The sequence below is a fragment of the Mycobacterium sp. ML4 genome (assembly GCF_054515735.1).
Map to the genome: position 1 here is coordinate 147,956 of NZ_JBTNSY010000017.1, position 14,578 is coordinate 162,533.

A 14,578-nucleotide genomic window follows, 5' to 3' on the forward strand; every position below is an offset into this window, starting at 1 on the left:
TTCACGTGGAGTCCAAAGATTAAAGCGAAAGACGATGTGCGCTCACATGCCGTCGAATTTCTCAATAAGCCATGAACCGTTGACCTTTTTCAACGTTACCCGAAGGGCGGTCGATGTCACCACCGGTTCCGGCTTTTCCTTGCTCGCCGTTTTTTGCTTAACGAAAACCACGACCACGGCGGAATTCGGATTCAGTTCGGCCACCGCTGCCTTGACAACAGAAGTCGACGTGGTGACTTGTGCCCGCTGCGTCGAAGGGCCCACGATCTGGTCCACGAACTGCTGGTAGTAGGGCAGGTAATTCTCGGTGACCCGGGATTTGGCGTTGGCCAGGTCCCGGCTCAGCGTCTCGGGCGAGTAAGACAGCAGCGCCACGGCGCCGTCGCCGGCCGCCTTGACGACCTGTCGTGACACCGCGCGATCGGTGTCCATATCGGTGCGGTACACGAAGAAGAAGTAGCCGGTGGCGTACCCCACGGTGGTAACCACCAGAAGAATCAACAGGATCGAGCGCCACCGTGACCTGCACCGACGCAACCAGCGCGGGAGCGTCCGCGGACTTGTCACGGAACGAACTCAATTTTGGAGATCTTGAGTTGGCCGCCTTCTCGCTCGACGTCGACCACCAGTCGCCACGTCCGCAGTTCCGGCTTGGCCTGATCCGGCTTGGTGATTTCAGACTTCGCCGCGACCAGGACCACCGCCGAATTCTCGGTCATGGATTGCACGCCGACGGCTTGCACCGCGGCTTTGGCAACGACCTTCGACTGCTCGAGAGCCCGCACCATATCCTCGGCGCCCATCAACACGCCGGCCTTGAATTGCCCGGTGGTTTCGTCGGCGAACCGTTGCATGTCGTCTCTCGCCCTATTCGGGTCGATCGACATCATCATCACAACTGCCTTGCGTGCGGCGGCCGCGAATTCCGCCGAACGCTGGGTTTGCTGCACGACGCGGTGGTGGTGCCACATAAGATAACCGCTGCCGGCCGAAGCGGTGCAGGTGATAAGGACCGCGGCAGCTAAGACGCGTGCCTTTCGGCTCGAAAAGCCCGGCCGCCAGCGCACGCGGCGCCGGCGGGACGGCTTCTCGTCGGCTTCGTCCTGACGCGATGCCGCGTCGGCTTGGCGGCGCAACTCGAGGGCGCGGGCACGGGCGGCCTCGGCGCGAGCCTCTGCCTCGGCGAGGTCATCCGGTTCGATCGCCGAAGCAGTCGCTGGATCGCCATCCTCAGCATCGAGCTCCCGGGCCGAAGTTTCGCGTGGCGGCACCAATCACCTCCTCGCCCCGCACTACGAGCAGTCACATTATCATCGACCGGCGTTGACGCCCGTGCCGAAGGGATCGACGGGGGTATCCCAGGTCCTCTCCGATTGGGAGAATTTTCTTACCGGCTCTCGGCAAGGTAATGAATTTTCTTTCCGGCTGTGGCAAATTAAGCTAGTGCGATTCATGGTGGCAGCGATCGCCGCATTGCTCGGCCTGGGAGTGGTGGCGGTACCGCAGGCCGCTGCCGATCCGGTAACCTGCGATTACCCGGACTGCACGCCCGGTATCACCGGGCACGTCGTGTTGGGCGCTCCGTGCGATAACACCACCTACTACGTGTTCGGTACCGCGGACTACTACGTGTCCTTCGCTACCGAACCCGGACGTCTCATGTTCTGCGGTTCGCCGAGAAGGTATGAGCCGCGCTGGTTCCGTTCGCCTCCGATGGCCGGCGTCAAGGCGGAGAACTCGTCGTGCGTCGAGTACCCGGAGTATTACGTAGCGCAGGCACCCGACGGGCTGTTCCTGGTTTGTAATGCCCATGACGGCAAGAAGATCTGGGAGCGCGGCGACACGTAGACAAGGGGCCGGACCTCACGGCCGGTTGTTCGGGATCTCGGGCCAGTCCTGGAAGGGGCTGGGGCCGAAGTAATCCCGGTTGTGCATCGTGCCGTCCATGTCCCGATGATGCGCGTCATGGCACGTGGTCGGATCCCACTGAGGTCCCCAGTCAGCGCTGAAGGGGTTACCCGGGCACCAGTGATATCCCACGAAAGGCCAGGGGACGTCGCCGTCGTCGGCTCGCGCATTGGACGTGTTCGCCAGCCCAAAGCCGACCGCGACCGTCAGCGCCACGGTGACAAGACGTCTGAGGTTGTGCATACCAGAACGTTATCGGAGTGGCACGCTTGTGAAAATGGAACGGCGGGCATGCGTTCGAACTATTCGGTATCCAAGAGCCGTCGAGTGATGCGCAGCAGCTGGATGCGCAGTGTCTCGTCGTCGATGCCGGCCACAAGTGGATGCATGACTCCGACGGCGAGCGCCCCCGACAGCATCGCGGCCGATACTCGTGCACCCTCAGATACGTCATCGACCAGCACGCCGAAGAGTCGTTCAATGAAGTGCTGAAAAGGCTCGTGGGAAGCCAACAGTCGGACGACGACGGGGTCGAACTGCAGGGTGCTTGTCGCACCCCGCCGTTGCACGGCCACGTCGATGACGCGCGTGAGCAGAACGTCGCGTGCCTCGCTCCGGTGGTCGCGGGCTTCGGCTGCCTCCAGCGCCTCCTCGAGCCCGCCCAATTCGCGCTCGGTCAGTGCGATCACGATCTGCTCCTTGGTGCGGAACTGGTGGTATACCGCCGCTTTCGTCACGCCGATGGCGTCGGCGATCATCTGCAGGGAGGTTCCGCCGACACCGTGCTCGCCGATCAAGCTCAGCGCGGCATCCAGGACGCGCGTTTGCGCAGCGCTGCGAGTGATGAATCGGAACTGGCTGCGCGCCTTCGACTCGACCACAGCAGCAAGCGTAGCCGATCGGCTATTGACCCCGGACTAGCCGATCGGCTACTTTCGTGGCTGGGCCGGTCGTAGCCACACGATGATGTGCGGTGGAAGGATTCAATTGATGACAGACATCGGCACGGCTCGTGACCCGGGACCGTCGCGAGTGGGGTTGCGGCGCAGCGATGGTGAGTTGATCCTGCTATGGACGTTGCCCGTTACCGCGGCCATCTGGCTCGCCGCCTTCCTACTGTTTCCCGGCTTCAACCCGCCGATGTCACCCACCATGTCGGCGGAGCAGGTCGCCGCGTTTTACCGCGACCCGGCACATCTGCCCGAAATCCGTTACAGCATGATCATCTTCAACTGGTTCGGTGTGTGCCTCGTCCCGGTCCTGACGCTGATCGTGATGCAGATACGGCGGATGGCACATCGGACGCCGATCTTCTCCTACGCGATGCTGGGGTGCGTGGCGGGTGCTCCGACGTTGTTTCTCGTCGCCGATGTCTGCTGGCTGCTGGCGGCCTTTCGCCCGGAGCGGAGTCCGGAACTGACGCAATTGCTGAACGACTTCGCGTGGATCACCTTCACCATTTTGGTTCCTTTTCTGATCGGCCAAAGCGTGATCCTCTGCCTGGCAATCTATTTCGATGACCAGCCGCAACCGGTCTTCGGCCGCTGGGTGGCCCACTTCAACCTGCTCGTTGCCGTTGCACTGATGCCGGCGGCCTTCACCGGCGTGTCGTTGTCCGGCCCGCTGGCGTGGGACGGTGTCTTGTCGTTCTGGGTGAAAAACGTCGCTATCGGCGCCTGGATCGTCGTGATGGGTATCGTGTTGGCTCGGGCAATTTACCGAGAACGGACTGAGAACCTTACGCGGCCAACAGAATTGGGCAGCGCGTGAGCGTGGTGGCGAAGCTGCGGCGCAATCCGAAGCGCGAACTGTGGCTGGCCTGGTGGACACTTCTGGTCTTTTACACCATCTTCTTCCCGGTGTTCTTCGTGGTGGCGCAGGTCCAGCCCCCGCCGCAGCCGACCTGGGACCTCGCGACCCAGGCCCACTGGTTCCGCGAACGCCACCTCGGTATACCCGTAGGCTTCGGCATCATCTTCGTCATCGCCGGCATGACCGCGATCAACAACGCCCTCATCGCATACTCCATGCGACGCATGTCGGTCAGCCGCATCTTCGGATACACCTACCTGATCATCTACTCGCTCAGTGCGATTCCCGGCCTGCTGTTGCTGTGTATCGCATTGATCGTCGGCACGCTTCGTCCGCACCGAGACCCCAGAGTGCTCGGTTGGCTCTATGACTTTGCCTTCCTGTCTTTCGACGGCACCATGGGAGTGTTCCTGATCGGCTCGCTGATCTGGATGATTGCGATCCTGATCGACAACAACCGGGTATTTCCGAAGTGGTTCGGATACCTGAACCTGTGTAACGCGCTCACGGAGGTGGTGGTGGCGCCGTGTTGGATCTTCGGGCGCGGGGTGTTGGCCTGGAACGGTCAGATTGCCTGGTGGCTGGACATGGTCGTGTTCGGCGTATACCAGGTGACGTTCGTTGTGATGCTCTTTCAGCTGATCCGGCGGGAAGACTTCGGCACCGGGCCATTGCCGGACGTGTCTCGGAAACGAGCTGCCGTGTCATGACGGACCTCACCGCCAAGACCGAGCGCGCGAAATTCGTTCCGGGTCAACCGGACATGTGGGCGTTCGTGCTGTTCGAGACATTGGTCTTCACCGCGTACCTCGGCTGCTACCTCTTCTACCGTGCCCGAAGTCCTGAGTTGTTCCTGCTTTCGCAGGCACGGCTGGAGCTCCACATCGGGGTACTCAACACCCTTGTCCTGCTGCTGAGTTCCTGGTCGGTCGCGCGGTGTGTGCAGTCGTCGCGCGCCGGCTGCTATCGGGCGGGACTTCGGGACGCGGTCGTCACGGCCGGGTGTGCCGGAGTCTTCCTGCTCTTCAAGGTGCTCGAGTGGGTCCGGTTGGTGCGCGGCGGAAATGGCCTGGACAGCAATGATTTCTTCACCTATTACTTCTTCCTCACCGGGATCCACTTCGTGCACCTGCTGATCGGTTTCGTCGCGCTGGGCATAGTCCTCTATCAGCTGCGGAGCCCGGCCAGGCGCTCCCAGGTGCTCATCGAGACGTGCGCGACCTACTGGCACACGGTCGATTTCCTGTGGGTGTTGATCTTTGCGCTGCTGTACGTGGTGAGGTGACGGGTGAGATTCAACAAGAGGCTCATGGTTGTGTGGGTGGCGCTGGCCGCGCTGACGGTGAGCTACTTATGGCTGGACCATTCCGCCGATGGCTCGCTGCGGTCCAACGTCGTGATCACGTCATGCGTCATCGTCATCGCACTCGTCAAGGTGCGCATCATTTTTCGCGAGTTCATGGAAGTCAGGCAAGCCCCGGCACTGCTTCGCCGGCTGACGGACGCCTGGGTGCTGCTGATCGCCGCCGGACTGTTCGGCAGCTACTTCGTCGGCTTGGCCCTTCGCTGAAGCCCCTACTGCGGCGTGAACGTGAGGTGCAATTGGTTGAGCCCCCGCAGGATATACGTCGGTTCGTAGGTATAGCGGCGGTCGCCGGCGGGTCCGTGATGTGCCTCGTCGATTCCGATGTCGGCCATCCGGTCCAGGATGCGCTCGATGGAGACCCGGCCCTCCACCCGAGCCAGCGGCCCGCCCGGGCAGGAGTGCACACCACGTGCGAAAGCCATGTGCTCCCGGACGTTCTTGCGGTCGAGCTGGAACTCATGCGGATTCTCAAACCGGCGCGGGTCACGGTTGGCCGCACCGGGTAACACCATCACCACGGTGCCTGCTGGAATTTCAACCCCGGCCACCTGGGTGTTCCGCCGGGCCAGCCGCGAGTCGCTCTTGACCGGGCTCTCCATGCGCAGCGATTCCTCGATGAACCCGGGAATCAGGGCCCGGTCCTCACGGAGCTGCCGCTGGATGTCCGGCCTCTCGCCGATCACCTGCAATGCAGCGCTCAGGAGCTTGGCTGTGGTCTCCTGCCCGGCCGCGAAAAGGAAAGTGGCCGAGCGGACTACGTCGATGACCTCCGGCGTTGAACCATCCGGGTACCTGGCGGTGGCCAGTGCCGTCAGCACATCGTCGCGCGGGTGCGCGCGCCGGTCGTCGATGTAGGCGGAGAACTTCTCGTCCAGAAACTCCAACGGGTTGACGCCAACCGACTCGTGGTCGAGACCTCCCACACGGCCGGGGCGGTCAGCACCCAGGACCACCCGGAACTCCTTATGGTCTTCTTCAGGAACCCCGAGCAGATCAGCAATCACCAGCGTGGCGAACGGCTTTGAATATTCGCCGATGAACTCGCATTCCCCGTTGACCAGGAACTCGTCGAGCTGACGGTCGGCGAGGCGCCACATGAACTCCTCGTTCTGTTTGAGCCGGCTCGGGGTCAGCAGACGGCTCAGGATCGACCGGGCCCGGCTGTGTTCGGGCGGGTCCATGGTGACCATGTGTTCATACATCGGAAAGCTTTCCCGATGTGCGTCGATCTGGGCATTGATGTCGTCGCCCTCCGGCGTGAACGGCAACGGCGGGAACGGACCGCCCAGTGCTACGCAGTTCGAGAACGAATCGGTGTCCTTGTAGACAGCGGTGGCCTCTTCGTACCCCGTGACGGCAACGACCCCGTAGTGCGGGAGCCGCAAGACCGGGTTGCGGCTACGCAGATAGTCGAAGTACGGGTGTGGATCGGGGACCAGCGCCGGATCGGTGAAAAAGTCGATGGTGTCGTAGTTGCTCATGTCGTGCGTGCCTCCTTAAGCCGGCTCCGTGAGGTGCCATGCTGAGTCGGCGACGAGAGCTGGCGCCGCCCGGATGAGATGCTCTGCTGAGCACTTGCTTAGCAGACAGGTAATGTCAGGGTCAAGGTTGCGCGGTCGGACCAGCGCAGTCCGGTGACTACGATCGGCGTGACCACCAGGTGAGTGCAGACAGTGCGGAGAAGCGGCATGACATCGGCCCGCAGGATCGGGGCGCCGGACGCGAAGAATCGCGGTTTGCTGCTCGACGCGGCCGAACGGTTGATGCTCGAAGAAGGCTACGCCGCAGTGACTTCGAGGCGGCTGGCGAACAAGGCCGGGCTGAAGCCGCAGCTGGTGCACTACTACTTCAGGACCATGGAAGAGCTGTTTCTGGCCGTCTTCCGCCGGCGCGCCGAGGAGGGCCTGCAGGCGCAGGCGCGGGTACTGCAGTCGCCGCAGCCGTTATGGGCCCTGTGGAGGTTCGGAGCCGACCCGGGCTTCACCCGCATCTCGATGGAGTTCATGGCGCTGGCCAACCACCGCAAGGAGATGCGGGCGGAAATCGCTTACTACGCCGAACGATTCCGCGAAGAACAACGCCGGGTCATCGCTTCGGCCTTGAAACGGTATGCGGTGAACACCGATGATGTACCGCCGGTGGTGTGGACCGTGCTCATGAGTAGCCTGTCCCGGTTTCTGGTGCTCGAACAGGCCCTGGGCATGTCGAGCGGTCACACCGAGACCATCGACTTCGTCGAGTACCACCTGCGCCGTCTGGAAGGCGAACCAGTGACGGACATGCCTGCGCAGCCGGCAGGTCACCAGGTCCGCAACGAACAGAGCACGCCCTTGTCTCCGTCCTTGGAGACGACGACGTTCCCGTCAACCGACAAGGTGCAGTGAAACCCCGGCGTACCCGGTTGGCGCCCGGTGCTGACGCTGACCATCGCCCACGCTTCGGGATTGATGAGCATCACCTGCTGGACCCACGACCGGCCAGGGGCGATGTCGGCCTGGATGTTCGGCGTGAAGGTGTATGGGTTGTGGCTGTAATCCGAGAACTTGGTCGGGTCCTGGTCTTGGTAGTAGATGTCGGCGTAGATCGGGTTCTTGGCCGAGATGGTGTAGACCACCTGATGCATGGGTGGGTCGTCGTCGGCGTTCGCCTGTCCGGGGCCACACAGCAGACCAGCTCCGGCCAGCAGCGCTGCGGCACCAGCGCTGAGCGGTCTGCTTGTGCTAGTCGTCATATCGCTCCTCCGGCTGCCGGGTGCGGATCGACTGTGCGGTTCATAACCCGATCTGCGGCCTGCCAATGCGCGTCGGCCACCCACAGGCGCGCAAACGATGCTATCGCGTCATCGGCGGGAACTCCGCCGATCACCCGCTTTATCTCAGCCACCGGACGACGGGCCAGCGAGGTGGCGACCGACCGCCAACCCTTGTCGGTTGTATCGAACGATTCGCGCGGCAGCACCACGTCCACCAGCCCGATGCGCTCGGCCTCTGCAGCGCCGAGCGCAATGCCGCTGCCCGCCAGCAGGAGTGCCCGGCTCTTGCCCACGATTGCGGCCAGCCGCTCGGCACCGCCCCATGCCGGCATGATCTCCAGCTGCACTTGATTGAACGCGATCTTGACGTCGTCAGCGGCAACCCGGATGTCGGCGGCCACCGCCACTTCGGCACCACCGCCGAAGGCGTGACCGTTCAACGCCGCGATCACCGGAGCCGGGAAGGCGGCGATCTGATCGCACACGGCCCGCATCCGTCTGGCCATCGCCGCCGCGTCCTCCTCGGTGCGCAGCGCGCTCAGCTCTTTGAGGTCACCACCGGAGACGAAAGCGCGGTCACCGGCGCCCTTGATGACCAGGGCACGGGCACCGGCGGCCGCGTGCAGGGCCTGCTCCAGCTGTCCCATCGTCTCCGGCGCGATGGCGTTGCGGGCATGCGGGCGATCGATGGTGAGCACCGCCACCCCGGCGTCGAACTCGTCGAACTCCAGGTCGACCATGCTGATTGGCTCCTCGGGCGCGAGAACAGCGATATTGGCATTCTCGTATCCGGAGAATAGCATCATCGGTGCAGGTCCAGAAGCTGACGGAAGTTGTTCATGGGGGTGGCAGGTGCAGAACAGAACCGCGGCAGTGACATCGGCGGCATTCGCGGTGGCTATCCTCGGCGCCTGCAGCACACCGTCACAGGGGCAGCTCGCGAGTACCGCAACGGTGACCGTCAACGGCACCGAAGTGCGACCCGACCTGGTCAGGTGCTATCAGCAGGAGTGGTACCGAACCATCGCCCTGGGCAACGACGAGTCCGGAGCCACTGCCGTCCTCGACCAGCGTCAGCACCCCGCCACCACCATCTCGGTGCGCTTCCACAATTTCGGCGGCTTCACCGGAACCACGACCTCTTCGCCGGGCGGCGGCGGCGCTGCCGACACCCGCTTCGACGGCGGCAACTTCGTGATCACCGGAACGGTCAACGGCGCCACGACGGCGAAACCGACCGAGGCGGCCACGGTGGATTTCCGGATCACCGCCAAGTGCTGATCAGACTTGCCTGCCCCGCAAGCGGGAGATGCCCCCAGCTCGCGGACCCGCGTTGCCAAACAGCAGGCCTAGAGAATAGGATTCTCGTAAATTGCGAAGGAGGATTTCATGGGGCAGCTGTCGCATCGTGAGGACGTCCCGTTCCCGCTCTTTGACGCGGATAACCACCTGTACGAGCCGCCGGAGGCGCTGACCAAGTTCCTGCCCAAGGAGTACCGGGACTTCGTCCAGTACGTCCAGGTCAACGGGCGCACCAAGATCGCGCTCCGCGGCGTGATCAGCAATTACATTCCCAACCCGACCTTCGAGGTCGTCGCCCGGCCGGGGGCCTGGGAGGAGTACTTCAAGTACGGCAACCCGGACGGCAAGACCAAGCGCGAGCTGTTCGGAGAACCGATGCGGGCGATACCGGCGTTCTTCGAGCCCGGGCCGCGCCTGGAGAAGATGAACGAACTGGGCCTGGACCGCACCCTGATGTTCCCGACGCTGGCGAGCCTGATCGAGGAGCGGCTGCGCGACGACCCGGTGGCCATCCACGTCCTGATCCATGCGCTGAACCAGTGGCTGGACGAGGTCTGGGGTTTCAACTACGAGAACCGCATCTTCACCACCCCGGTGATCACCCTGCCGATCGTGGAGAAGGCCATCGAGGAGCTGGAGTGGGTGGTCAAGCGTGGCGCCCGTTGCATCCTGATCCGTCCGGCGCCGGTCCCCGGATTCCGCGGGCCGCGGTCGTTTGCGTTGCCCGAGTTCGACCCGTTCTGGGAGCGGGTCGTGGAGTACGACCTGCTGGTCGGCATGCACTCCAGCGACAGCGGCTACTCTCGTTACACCTCCGAGTGGGACGGCGCCGACCAGGAGATGCTGCCGTTCCAGACCAATGCGATGGGCATCCTCAACGAATGGCGGCCGATCCAGGATGCGGTGGGCTCGTGGGTGATCCACGGTGCGCTCTACCGCCACCCCAAGCTGAAGGTCGCGATCGTCGAGGCTGGTTCGAAGTGGATGACCCCGCTGCTGGACGGGCTGGCCGAGGTCTTCCGGAAGGCCCCGGAAGCGTTCGCCAGCGACCCGGTCGAGACGGTCAAGAACCGGATCTACGTGAGCCCGTTCTTCGAAGACGGCATCGACGATCTGATCAACCTGGTCGGGGTGGACCAGGTGCTCTACGGTTCGGACTGGCCGCACCCGGAGGGACTGGCGGAGCCGACTTATTACATCAACGCGCTGTCGCATCTCGCCGTCGAGGATCAGGCGAAGATCATGGGCGGTAATCTCGGTCGGCTCGTCACGGTGTGACGGGCCACCCGGCCCATCAGGCCTGGCAGACCATCCCGGAGATGGTCTTGAGCGCGGCGGACCGATTCGGGGATGCCGAAGCGGTCGTCGACGGTCCGCTGCGCTACACCTTCGATGAGATTGTCGATCGGATACGTTGCGCCGCAGGCGCTTTTGCTCAGCTCGGAGTCGGCAGGGGCGACCGGGTGGCCGTCTGGGCGCCCAATTCGGCGGAGTGGATCGTCGCGGCGTTCGGGCTGCTCACCGCGGGCGGGGTCCTGGTTCCGATCAACACCCGCTTCAAGGCGGACGAGGCGGCTGACATCATCCTGCGCAGCCGAGTCAAGGCCGTACTGATCGAGCAGGGATTCCTCGGCCAGGACTACTCGGTGCCCGCGGGCGTCCCCGTCATCGACCTCAAATCTGGCTTCCTTTCCGCCGGTACGCCTTTCGAGTGCCCGGTAGCCGGGTCCGACATCTCCGACATCATCTTCACCTCCGGTACGACCGGGCGCCCGAAGGGCGCGATGATGAATCATCAACAGACGCTGCGGATGTACGACGAGTGGGCGACGCTCGCCGATCTGCGTCCAGGCGACCGCTATCTGCAGATCAATCCCTACTTCCACACGTTCGGGCTCAAAGCCGGACTGGTCACCTCGTTCCTGCGCGGCGCCACGATGCTGCCGGTCCCGGTGTTCGACGCGAACTCCATGGTGAATCTTATTGAGCGTGAACATATCACGATGCTTCCCGGTCCACCGACGATTTACCAGTCGCTACTTGCCGTCGCCGACAAAACGCGGCTGTCGACGTTGCGTGCAGGCGTGACCGGTGCCGCAGACATTCCGGTCGAACTCGTCCGCCGCGTTCACGACGAGTTGCCGTTTCAGACCTTGATGACCGGTTACGGCCTGACCGAAGCCGGCAACGTGACCTTGTCGAGGCCCGGCGATTCCCTCGAGGAGGTGGCCACAACCGCGGGTCTGCCCTGCGACGGGGTGGAGGTGCGCATCGGTGGCGACGGCGAGGTACTGGTGCGCGGCTACGGCGTCATGCAGGGGTATCTTGACGATCCTCGCGCGACCGCGGAGACGATCGACGACGACGGCTGGCTGCATACCGGCGACCTGGGGTACCTCGACGACGGCGGTCGGCTACGCATCGCCGGCCGGAAAAAGGACCTGTTCATCGTCGGCGGATTCAATGCCTATCCGGCCGAGATCGAGGGCCTTCTGCTCAATCACCCAGCGGTGGCGCAGGCGGCGGTGATCGGCGTTCCGGATGAGCGGCTCGGTGAGATCGGGAAGGCGTTCGTCGTCCGCAAAGGTCCGGTCAGCGCGGCAGAACTGATCGGCTGGTGCCGGGACCGCATGGCGGGGTACAAAGTGCCGCGATCGGTCGAGTTCCTCGAGGCGTTACCGCTGAATGCGACCGGCAAGGTAGTCAAAGACCTACTCCGCTGACCGCAGACCGCGATCCTTGAGACGGTATACCCAAAAGGAGAACGCCATTTCCCCAGCGTGAGCGGCCTCAGTTGCCCCAGACAGGGAAGCTGGCGGTGGCCTGTCGGGCGCAAGATGATAATCTTCCTCTCCGCGGACTGCCGATGGGAGTGGTGGTACGCCTTCGGATTGTTCGCCGCCGTTGTGGGTGCCGAGTAGGGTTGGCCAACACCGGCCCGTCGTGTCCGGCGCGGCATCGGACTCAGCGGACCCGGCCGGATAGCCGGCGGCTACAAGCAAATCTGGCGCCGGCGGGCAAGCGGTAGAGGAGTTGAGATTGAGCGACGAGCAACCTCGCACTGCCGAGGAGATGCGCTCGCTGGCTGATCAAGCCGAGGCGGAGGCCGCCGAAGCTGAAGCGCTTGCCGCTGCGGCCCGTGCTCGCGCCCGTGCGATCAAGCTGCGTCGTGAGGCTGGCCTCGCCGATGCCGGGGCAGCTGCCGAAGCAGACACCGTGGTCGCACCCGCCGAGGCAAACGGGCCTCCGGCACCTGTGGAAGCCGTAGCCGGGGGGGAGACCGAAGAACGCGAGCCCGCCGAAGGATCCCCGGTAGCCGAGACTGAGCCGAAGGCGGCCGAGGCTGAAACGGCCGGGGCCGACGACGGTACGCCGAAAATCGCGGTTTCCGAGCCCGATCGACGCTGGCCGGCAATTCCCAAGTGGTCGTCGGTCGCTGCGGTGGTTGCCGTCGTCGTATCGCTCGTCGCCGTGGGGGCCGGCGTCGAAATGGCGATGCTGCACAAGCAGGCGGTCCGCGAGCGTCAGCAGGTGGCCGAGTACGCCGCAGCGGCGCGACAGGGCGTCGTGACCCTGACATCGCTGGACTTCGAGCACGCCAAGGAAGGGGTGAAGAACATCCTGGACGTCTCAACAGGGACGTTCAAGGACGACTTCTTGAAGATGGCTGAGGATTTCACCAACGTCGTCGAGCAGTCAAAGGTGGTGTCGCAAGGGTCCGTTCAAGCCACGGCGGTGGAGCTCGACTCCATGACCGATAATTCGGCGGTGGTGCTGGTCTCCAGCACCTCAGAGGTCACCAATGCCGCTGGTGCCAAACAGGATCCACGAAAGTACCGACTGATCGTGACGGTCACTCGTGACGGTGGGCAGCTCAAGATGTCGAAGGTCGAGTTCGTCCCGTGACCCCCGAGGAAACCGCGATCGACGACGAGGTCGCGCAGGACACCGAAGTCGCCGAAGTGGCCGGCGCTGTCGAGGAACCGCGTGCCGGACGGTTGCACCGCCTGACCGGCCGGATGAGGAATCGCACGTCCCGGAAGCGGAGCAAGTGGTCGCCGAAGGTCGGTGTCGTCATATTGACTCTGGTTACCCTGGGGTCGCTTGTGGGCCTGGCAGGTGTGTACTGGTTCTCGTACCGACCGGACCACGCGGTAAATGCCGCTGCGGCCAAAGAGGCGATCGCGGCTGCCAGCGATGGAACGATCGCCATCCTGTCGTATTCCCCGGACACTCTCGACCGCGACTTCTCCACCGCGCGGGCTCATCTGACCGGTGACTTCCTGTCGTATTACGACCAGTTCACACAGCAGATCGTCGCCCCCGCTGCCAAGCAGAAGGCCGTCAAGACCACGGCGGTGGTATTGCGTGGCGCACTGACCGAATTTCATCCCGACTCGGCCGTCGTGCTGCTGTTCATCAACCAGAGCACGCAGAGCCGGGACCGGCCCGAGCCCGCGACAAGTTCCAGCAGCGTGCTCGTCACTTTGACGAAAGCCGATGGAAAGTGGCTGATTTCGCAGTTCAATCCGGCTTAGGGGTGCGATGAGCGACGGCGACATTCACTCGATGGTGATCGCGTCGGACTACCGCATCCCTGACCCGACCCGGGTGTGGCCGCTGCTCGAACGCAACAAAGCGGCGCTCGCTGACATTGGCGCCCACCATGTGCTTGTCTACGTGTCGACGCATGATTACGGCCGTGTGCTGGTGATGATCGGCGTGCACAGTCGCGAGCCGATAGTGGAGCTACTGCGTTCGCGAGTGTTCTTCGATTGGTTCGATGAGGCTGGCGTGGAGGACATTCCGGCGGTGTTCGCCGGCGAGATCGTCGAAAGGTTCATTACCACCGCGCCCACAGCACCGAAGGCGCCCGGCGTGGTGTTGGCCGCATTCGCGTCGGTGGACGACGTGTCGGGGCTGACCGCCCAGGTCGGCGAGGCCGTGGACCGGTTCACCGCGGCGGGCGTGCGAAAGACGTGGGTGTTCCGGGCATTCGATGATTCTCATGAAGTATTGATCCTGCAGGAGTTCCCCGATGAGGACAGCGCGCGAGAGTGGATCGACCACCCCGACGCGACGGCGCAGTGGATGCGGGGCGGTGCGGGCGTGGGTGCTTACCCGCCGCTGTTCGTCGGTCGCTATTTCGACATGATGCGGATCGAGGCGGAGTGATCGGATCACTCGATGTTCGTGTGCCTGTGTAACGGCGTCACGAGCCAACAGGTGGCGGACGTCGTTGCGGCCGGCGCGTCGACGACCAACCAGGTCGCCGCTGCTTGCGGGGCCGGTACCGATTGCGGGCGCTGTCGGCGTACCGTCCGGGCCATCATCGCCGCCGCGGACCGATCTGCCGAAGATCCCGCGGTGCCCGCGTGTCGCCCTGCGCTCGGTTCCTAACTCCCTGACCACGGCTTACGGAAACCTTAGAAATTCTG

Annotated in this window: 20 protein-coding genes; 13 read left to right on the forward strand and 7 right to left on the reverse strand. The window is 63.8% G+C overall.

Going from position 1 to position 14,578, the window contains the following annotated elements; all coding sequences use genetic code 11:
* Positions 1-42 precede the first annotated feature (42 nt).
* Entirely contained in the window at positions 43-489 is a 447-nt protein-coding gene (locus ACX9NE_RS19915; protein ID WP_459364240.1) for a twin-arginine translocation pathway signal, read from the reverse strand.
* A 74-nt stretch (positions 490-563) separates the two neighbouring features.
* Positions 564-1,271 carry a hypothetical protein gene (locus ACX9NE_RS19920; RefSeq protein ID WP_459364239.1) on the reverse strand — a complete coding sequence of 236 codons (708 nt, stop codon included), beginning with the start codon at positions 1,269-1,271 and terminating at the stop codon, positions 564-566.
* 181 nt (positions 1,272-1,452) lie between these two features.
* On the opposite strand from ACX9NE_RS19920, the gene ACX9NE_RS19925 reads away from it, so the two are divergent.
* Positions 1,453-1,848 (forward strand): hypothetical protein, encoded by a 396-nt coding sequence (locus ACX9NE_RS19925; protein WP_459364269.1) that lies wholly within the window; start codon positions 1,453-1,455, stop codon positions 1,846-1,848.
* Positions 1,849-1,863: 15 nt separating this feature from the next.
* Here the strand turns inward: ACX9NE_RS19925 and ACX9NE_RS19930 are convergent, their stop codons facing one another.
* Together ACX9NE_RS19930 and ACX9NE_RS19935 are read right to left on the reverse strand one after the other, a co-directional pair.
* Positions 1,864-2,151 (reverse strand): hypothetical protein, encoded by a 288-nt coding sequence (locus ACX9NE_RS19930; protein ID WP_459364238.1) that lies wholly within the window; start codon positions 2,149-2,151, stop codon positions 1,864-1,866.
* A gap of 59 nt (positions 2,152-2,210) precedes the next feature.
* A complete protein-coding gene (locus tag ACX9NE_RS19935; protein WP_459364237.1) occupies positions 2,211-2,789 on the reverse strand; it encodes a TetR/AcrR family transcriptional regulator in 579 nt (192 codons plus the stop codon).
* Between the two features lie 109 nt (positions 2,790-2,898).
* Between ACX9NE_RS19935 and ACX9NE_RS19940 the strand changes: the two genes are divergently transcribed.
* From ACX9NE_RS19940 to ACX9NE_RS19955, 4 genes are read left to right on the forward strand one after another with little or no spacing between them, the layout of a single operon-like run.
* On the forward strand, positions 2,899-3,678 hold the full coding sequence (locus ACX9NE_RS19940) for a hypothetical protein (RefSeq protein ID WP_459364236.1): 780 nt from the start codon (positions 2,899-2,901) through the stop codon (positions 3,676-3,678).
* On the forward strand, positions 3,675-4,430 hold the full coding sequence (locus ACX9NE_RS19945) for a hypothetical protein (RefSeq protein ID WP_459364235.1): 756 nt from the start codon (positions 3,675-3,677) through the stop codon (positions 4,428-4,430). Before ACX9NE_RS19940 ends, ACX9NE_RS19945 begins: the two co-directional genes overlap by 4 nt.
* Positions 4,427-5,005, forward strand: coding sequence for a cytochrome c oxidase subunit 3 (locus ACX9NE_RS19950; protein WP_459364234.1), 579 nt, complete (start codon positions 4,427-4,429; stop codon positions 5,003-5,005). The genes ACX9NE_RS19945 and ACX9NE_RS19950 overlap by 4 nt, the downstream gene beginning before the upstream one ends.
* Before the next feature lie 24 nt (positions 5,006-5,029).
* On the forward strand, positions 5,030-5,290 hold the full coding sequence (locus ACX9NE_RS19955; RefSeq protein ID WP_459364268.1) for a cytochrome C oxidase subunit IV family protein: 261 nt from the start codon (positions 5,030-5,032) through the stop codon (positions 5,288-5,290).
* 5 nt (positions 5,291-5,295) lie between these two features.
* On the opposite strand, the gene ACX9NE_RS19960 is transcribed toward ACX9NE_RS19955, so the two are convergent.
* Positions 5,296-6,567: a cytochrome P450 gene (locus ACX9NE_RS19960; protein WP_459364233.1), complete on the reverse strand. Its 1,272-nt coding sequence runs from the start codon at positions 6,565-6,567 to the stop codon at positions 5,296-5,298.
* A gap of 207 nt (positions 6,568-6,774) precedes the next feature.
* Between ACX9NE_RS19960 and ACX9NE_RS19965 the strand changes: the two genes are divergently transcribed.
* Positions 6,775-7,470: a TetR/AcrR family transcriptional regulator gene (locus ACX9NE_RS19965; RefSeq protein ID WP_459364232.1), complete on the forward strand. Its 696-nt coding sequence runs from the start codon at positions 6,775-6,777 to the stop codon at positions 7,468-7,470.
* Here the strand turns inward: ACX9NE_RS19965 and ACX9NE_RS19970 are convergent.
* On the reverse strand, positions 7,386-7,817 hold the full coding sequence (locus ACX9NE_RS19970) for a hypothetical protein (RefSeq protein ID WP_459364231.1): 432 nt from the start codon (positions 7,815-7,817) through the stop codon (positions 7,386-7,388). The genes ACX9NE_RS19965 and ACX9NE_RS19970 overlap by 85 nt on opposite strands.
* Positions 7,814-8,578 carry an enoyl-CoA hydratase/isomerase family protein gene (locus ACX9NE_RS19975; protein WP_459364230.1) on the reverse strand — a complete coding sequence of 255 codons (765 nt, stop codon included), beginning with the start codon at positions 8,576-8,578 and terminating at the stop codon, positions 7,814-7,816. Before ACX9NE_RS19975 ends, ACX9NE_RS19970 begins: the two co-directional genes overlap by 4 nt.
* Before the next feature lie 112 nt (positions 8,579-8,690).
* Between ACX9NE_RS19975 and ACX9NE_RS19980 the strand changes: the two genes are divergently transcribed.
* The 7 genes from ACX9NE_RS19980 (at position 8,691) to ACX9NE_RS20010 (ending at position 14,540) form a co-directional block, all read left to right on the forward strand.
* A complete protein-coding gene (locus ACX9NE_RS19980; RefSeq protein WP_459364229.1) occupies positions 8,691-9,119 on the forward strand; it encodes a lipoprotein LpqH in 429 nt (142 codons plus the stop codon).
* A 108-nt stretch (positions 9,120-9,227) separates the two neighbouring features.
* On the forward strand, positions 9,228-10,418 hold the full coding sequence (locus ACX9NE_RS19985) for an amidohydrolase family protein (protein ID WP_459364228.1): 1,191 nt from the start codon (positions 9,228-9,230) through the stop codon (positions 10,416-10,418).
* Positions 10,415-11,863, forward strand: coding sequence for a FadD3 family acyl-CoA ligase (locus ACX9NE_RS19990; protein WP_459364227.1), 1,449 nt, complete (start codon positions 10,415-10,417; stop codon positions 11,861-11,863). The genes ACX9NE_RS19985 and ACX9NE_RS19990 overlap by 4 nt, the downstream gene beginning before the upstream one ends.
* Positions 11,864-12,212: 349 nt before the next feature.
* Positions 12,213-13,046, forward strand: coding sequence for a hypothetical protein (locus ACX9NE_RS19995; RefSeq protein ID WP_459364267.1), 834 nt, complete (start codon positions 12,213-12,215; stop codon positions 13,044-13,046).
* A 113-nt stretch (positions 13,047-13,159) separates the two neighbouring features.
* A complete protein-coding gene (locus ACX9NE_RS20000; protein ID WP_459364266.1) occupies positions 13,160-13,678 on the forward strand; it encodes a twin-arginine translocation pathway signal in 519 nt (172 codons plus the stop codon).
* A 7-nt stretch (positions 13,679-13,685) separates the two neighbouring features.
* Entirely contained in the window at positions 13,686-14,315 is a 630-nt protein-coding gene (locus ACX9NE_RS20005; RefSeq protein WP_459364226.1) for a fatty-acid--CoA ligase, read from the forward strand.
* 12 nt (positions 14,316-14,327) lie between these two features.
* Positions 14,328-14,540, forward strand: coding sequence for a (2Fe-2S)-binding protein (locus tag ACX9NE_RS20010; protein WP_459364225.1), 213 nt, complete (start codon positions 14,328-14,330; stop codon positions 14,538-14,540).
* Positions 14,541-14,578: the final 38 nt, after the last annotated feature.

Coding starts and splice junctions, on each gene's coding strand:
- ACX9NE_RS19925 (WP_459364269.1), top strand. CDS start 1,453: ATGGTGGCAGCGATCGCCGCATTGCTCGGCCTGGGAGTGGTGGCGGTA.
- ACX9NE_RS19930 (WP_459364238.1), bottom strand. CDS start 2,151: ATGCACAACCTCAGACGTCTTGTCACCGTGGCGCTGACGGTCGCGGTC.
- ACX9NE_RS19940 (WP_459364236.1), top strand. CDS start 2,899: ATGACAGACATCGGCACGGCTCGTGACCCGGGACCGTCGCGAGTGGGG.
- ACX9NE_RS19950 (WP_459364234.1), top strand. CDS start 4,427: ATGACGGACCTCACCGCCAAGACCGAGCGCGCGAAATTCGTTCCGGGT.
- ACX9NE_RS19955 (WP_459364268.1), top strand. CDS start 5,030: ATGGTTGTGTGGGTGGCGCTGGCCGCGCTGACGGTGAGCTACTTATGG.
- ACX9NE_RS19960 (WP_459364233.1), bottom strand. CDS start 6,567: ATGAGCAACTACGACACCATCGACTTTTTCACCGATCCGGCGCTGGTC.
- ACX9NE_RS19965 (WP_459364232.1), top strand. CDS start 6,775: ATGACATCGGCCCGCAGGATCGGGGCGCCGGACGCGAAGAATCGCGGT.
- ACX9NE_RS19970 (WP_459364231.1), bottom strand. CDS start 7,817: ATGACGACTAGCACAAGCAGACCGCTCAGCGCTGGTGCCGCAGCGCTG.
- ACX9NE_RS19975 (WP_459364230.1), bottom strand. CDS start 8,578: ATGGTCGACCTGGAGTTCGACGAGTTCGACGCCGGGGTGGCGGTGCTC.
- ACX9NE_RS19985 (WP_459364228.1), top strand. CDS start 9,228: ATGGGGCAGCTGTCGCATCGTGAGGACGTCCCGTTCCCGCTCTTTGAC.
- ACX9NE_RS19995 (WP_459364267.1), top strand. CDS start 12,213: ATGCGCTCGCTGGCTGATCAAGCCGAGGCGGAGGCCGCCGAAGCTGAA.
- ACX9NE_RS20000 (WP_459364266.1), top strand. CDS start 13,160: ATGAGGAATCGCACGTCCCGGAAGCGGAGCAAGTGGTCGCCGAAGGTC.
- ACX9NE_RS20005 (WP_459364226.1), top strand. CDS start 13,686: ATGAGCGACGGCGACATTCACTCGATGGTGATCGCGTCGGACTACCGC.
- ACX9NE_RS20010 (WP_459364225.1), top strand. CDS start 14,328: ATGTTCGTGTGCCTGTGTAACGGCGTCACGAGCCAACAGGTGGCGGAC.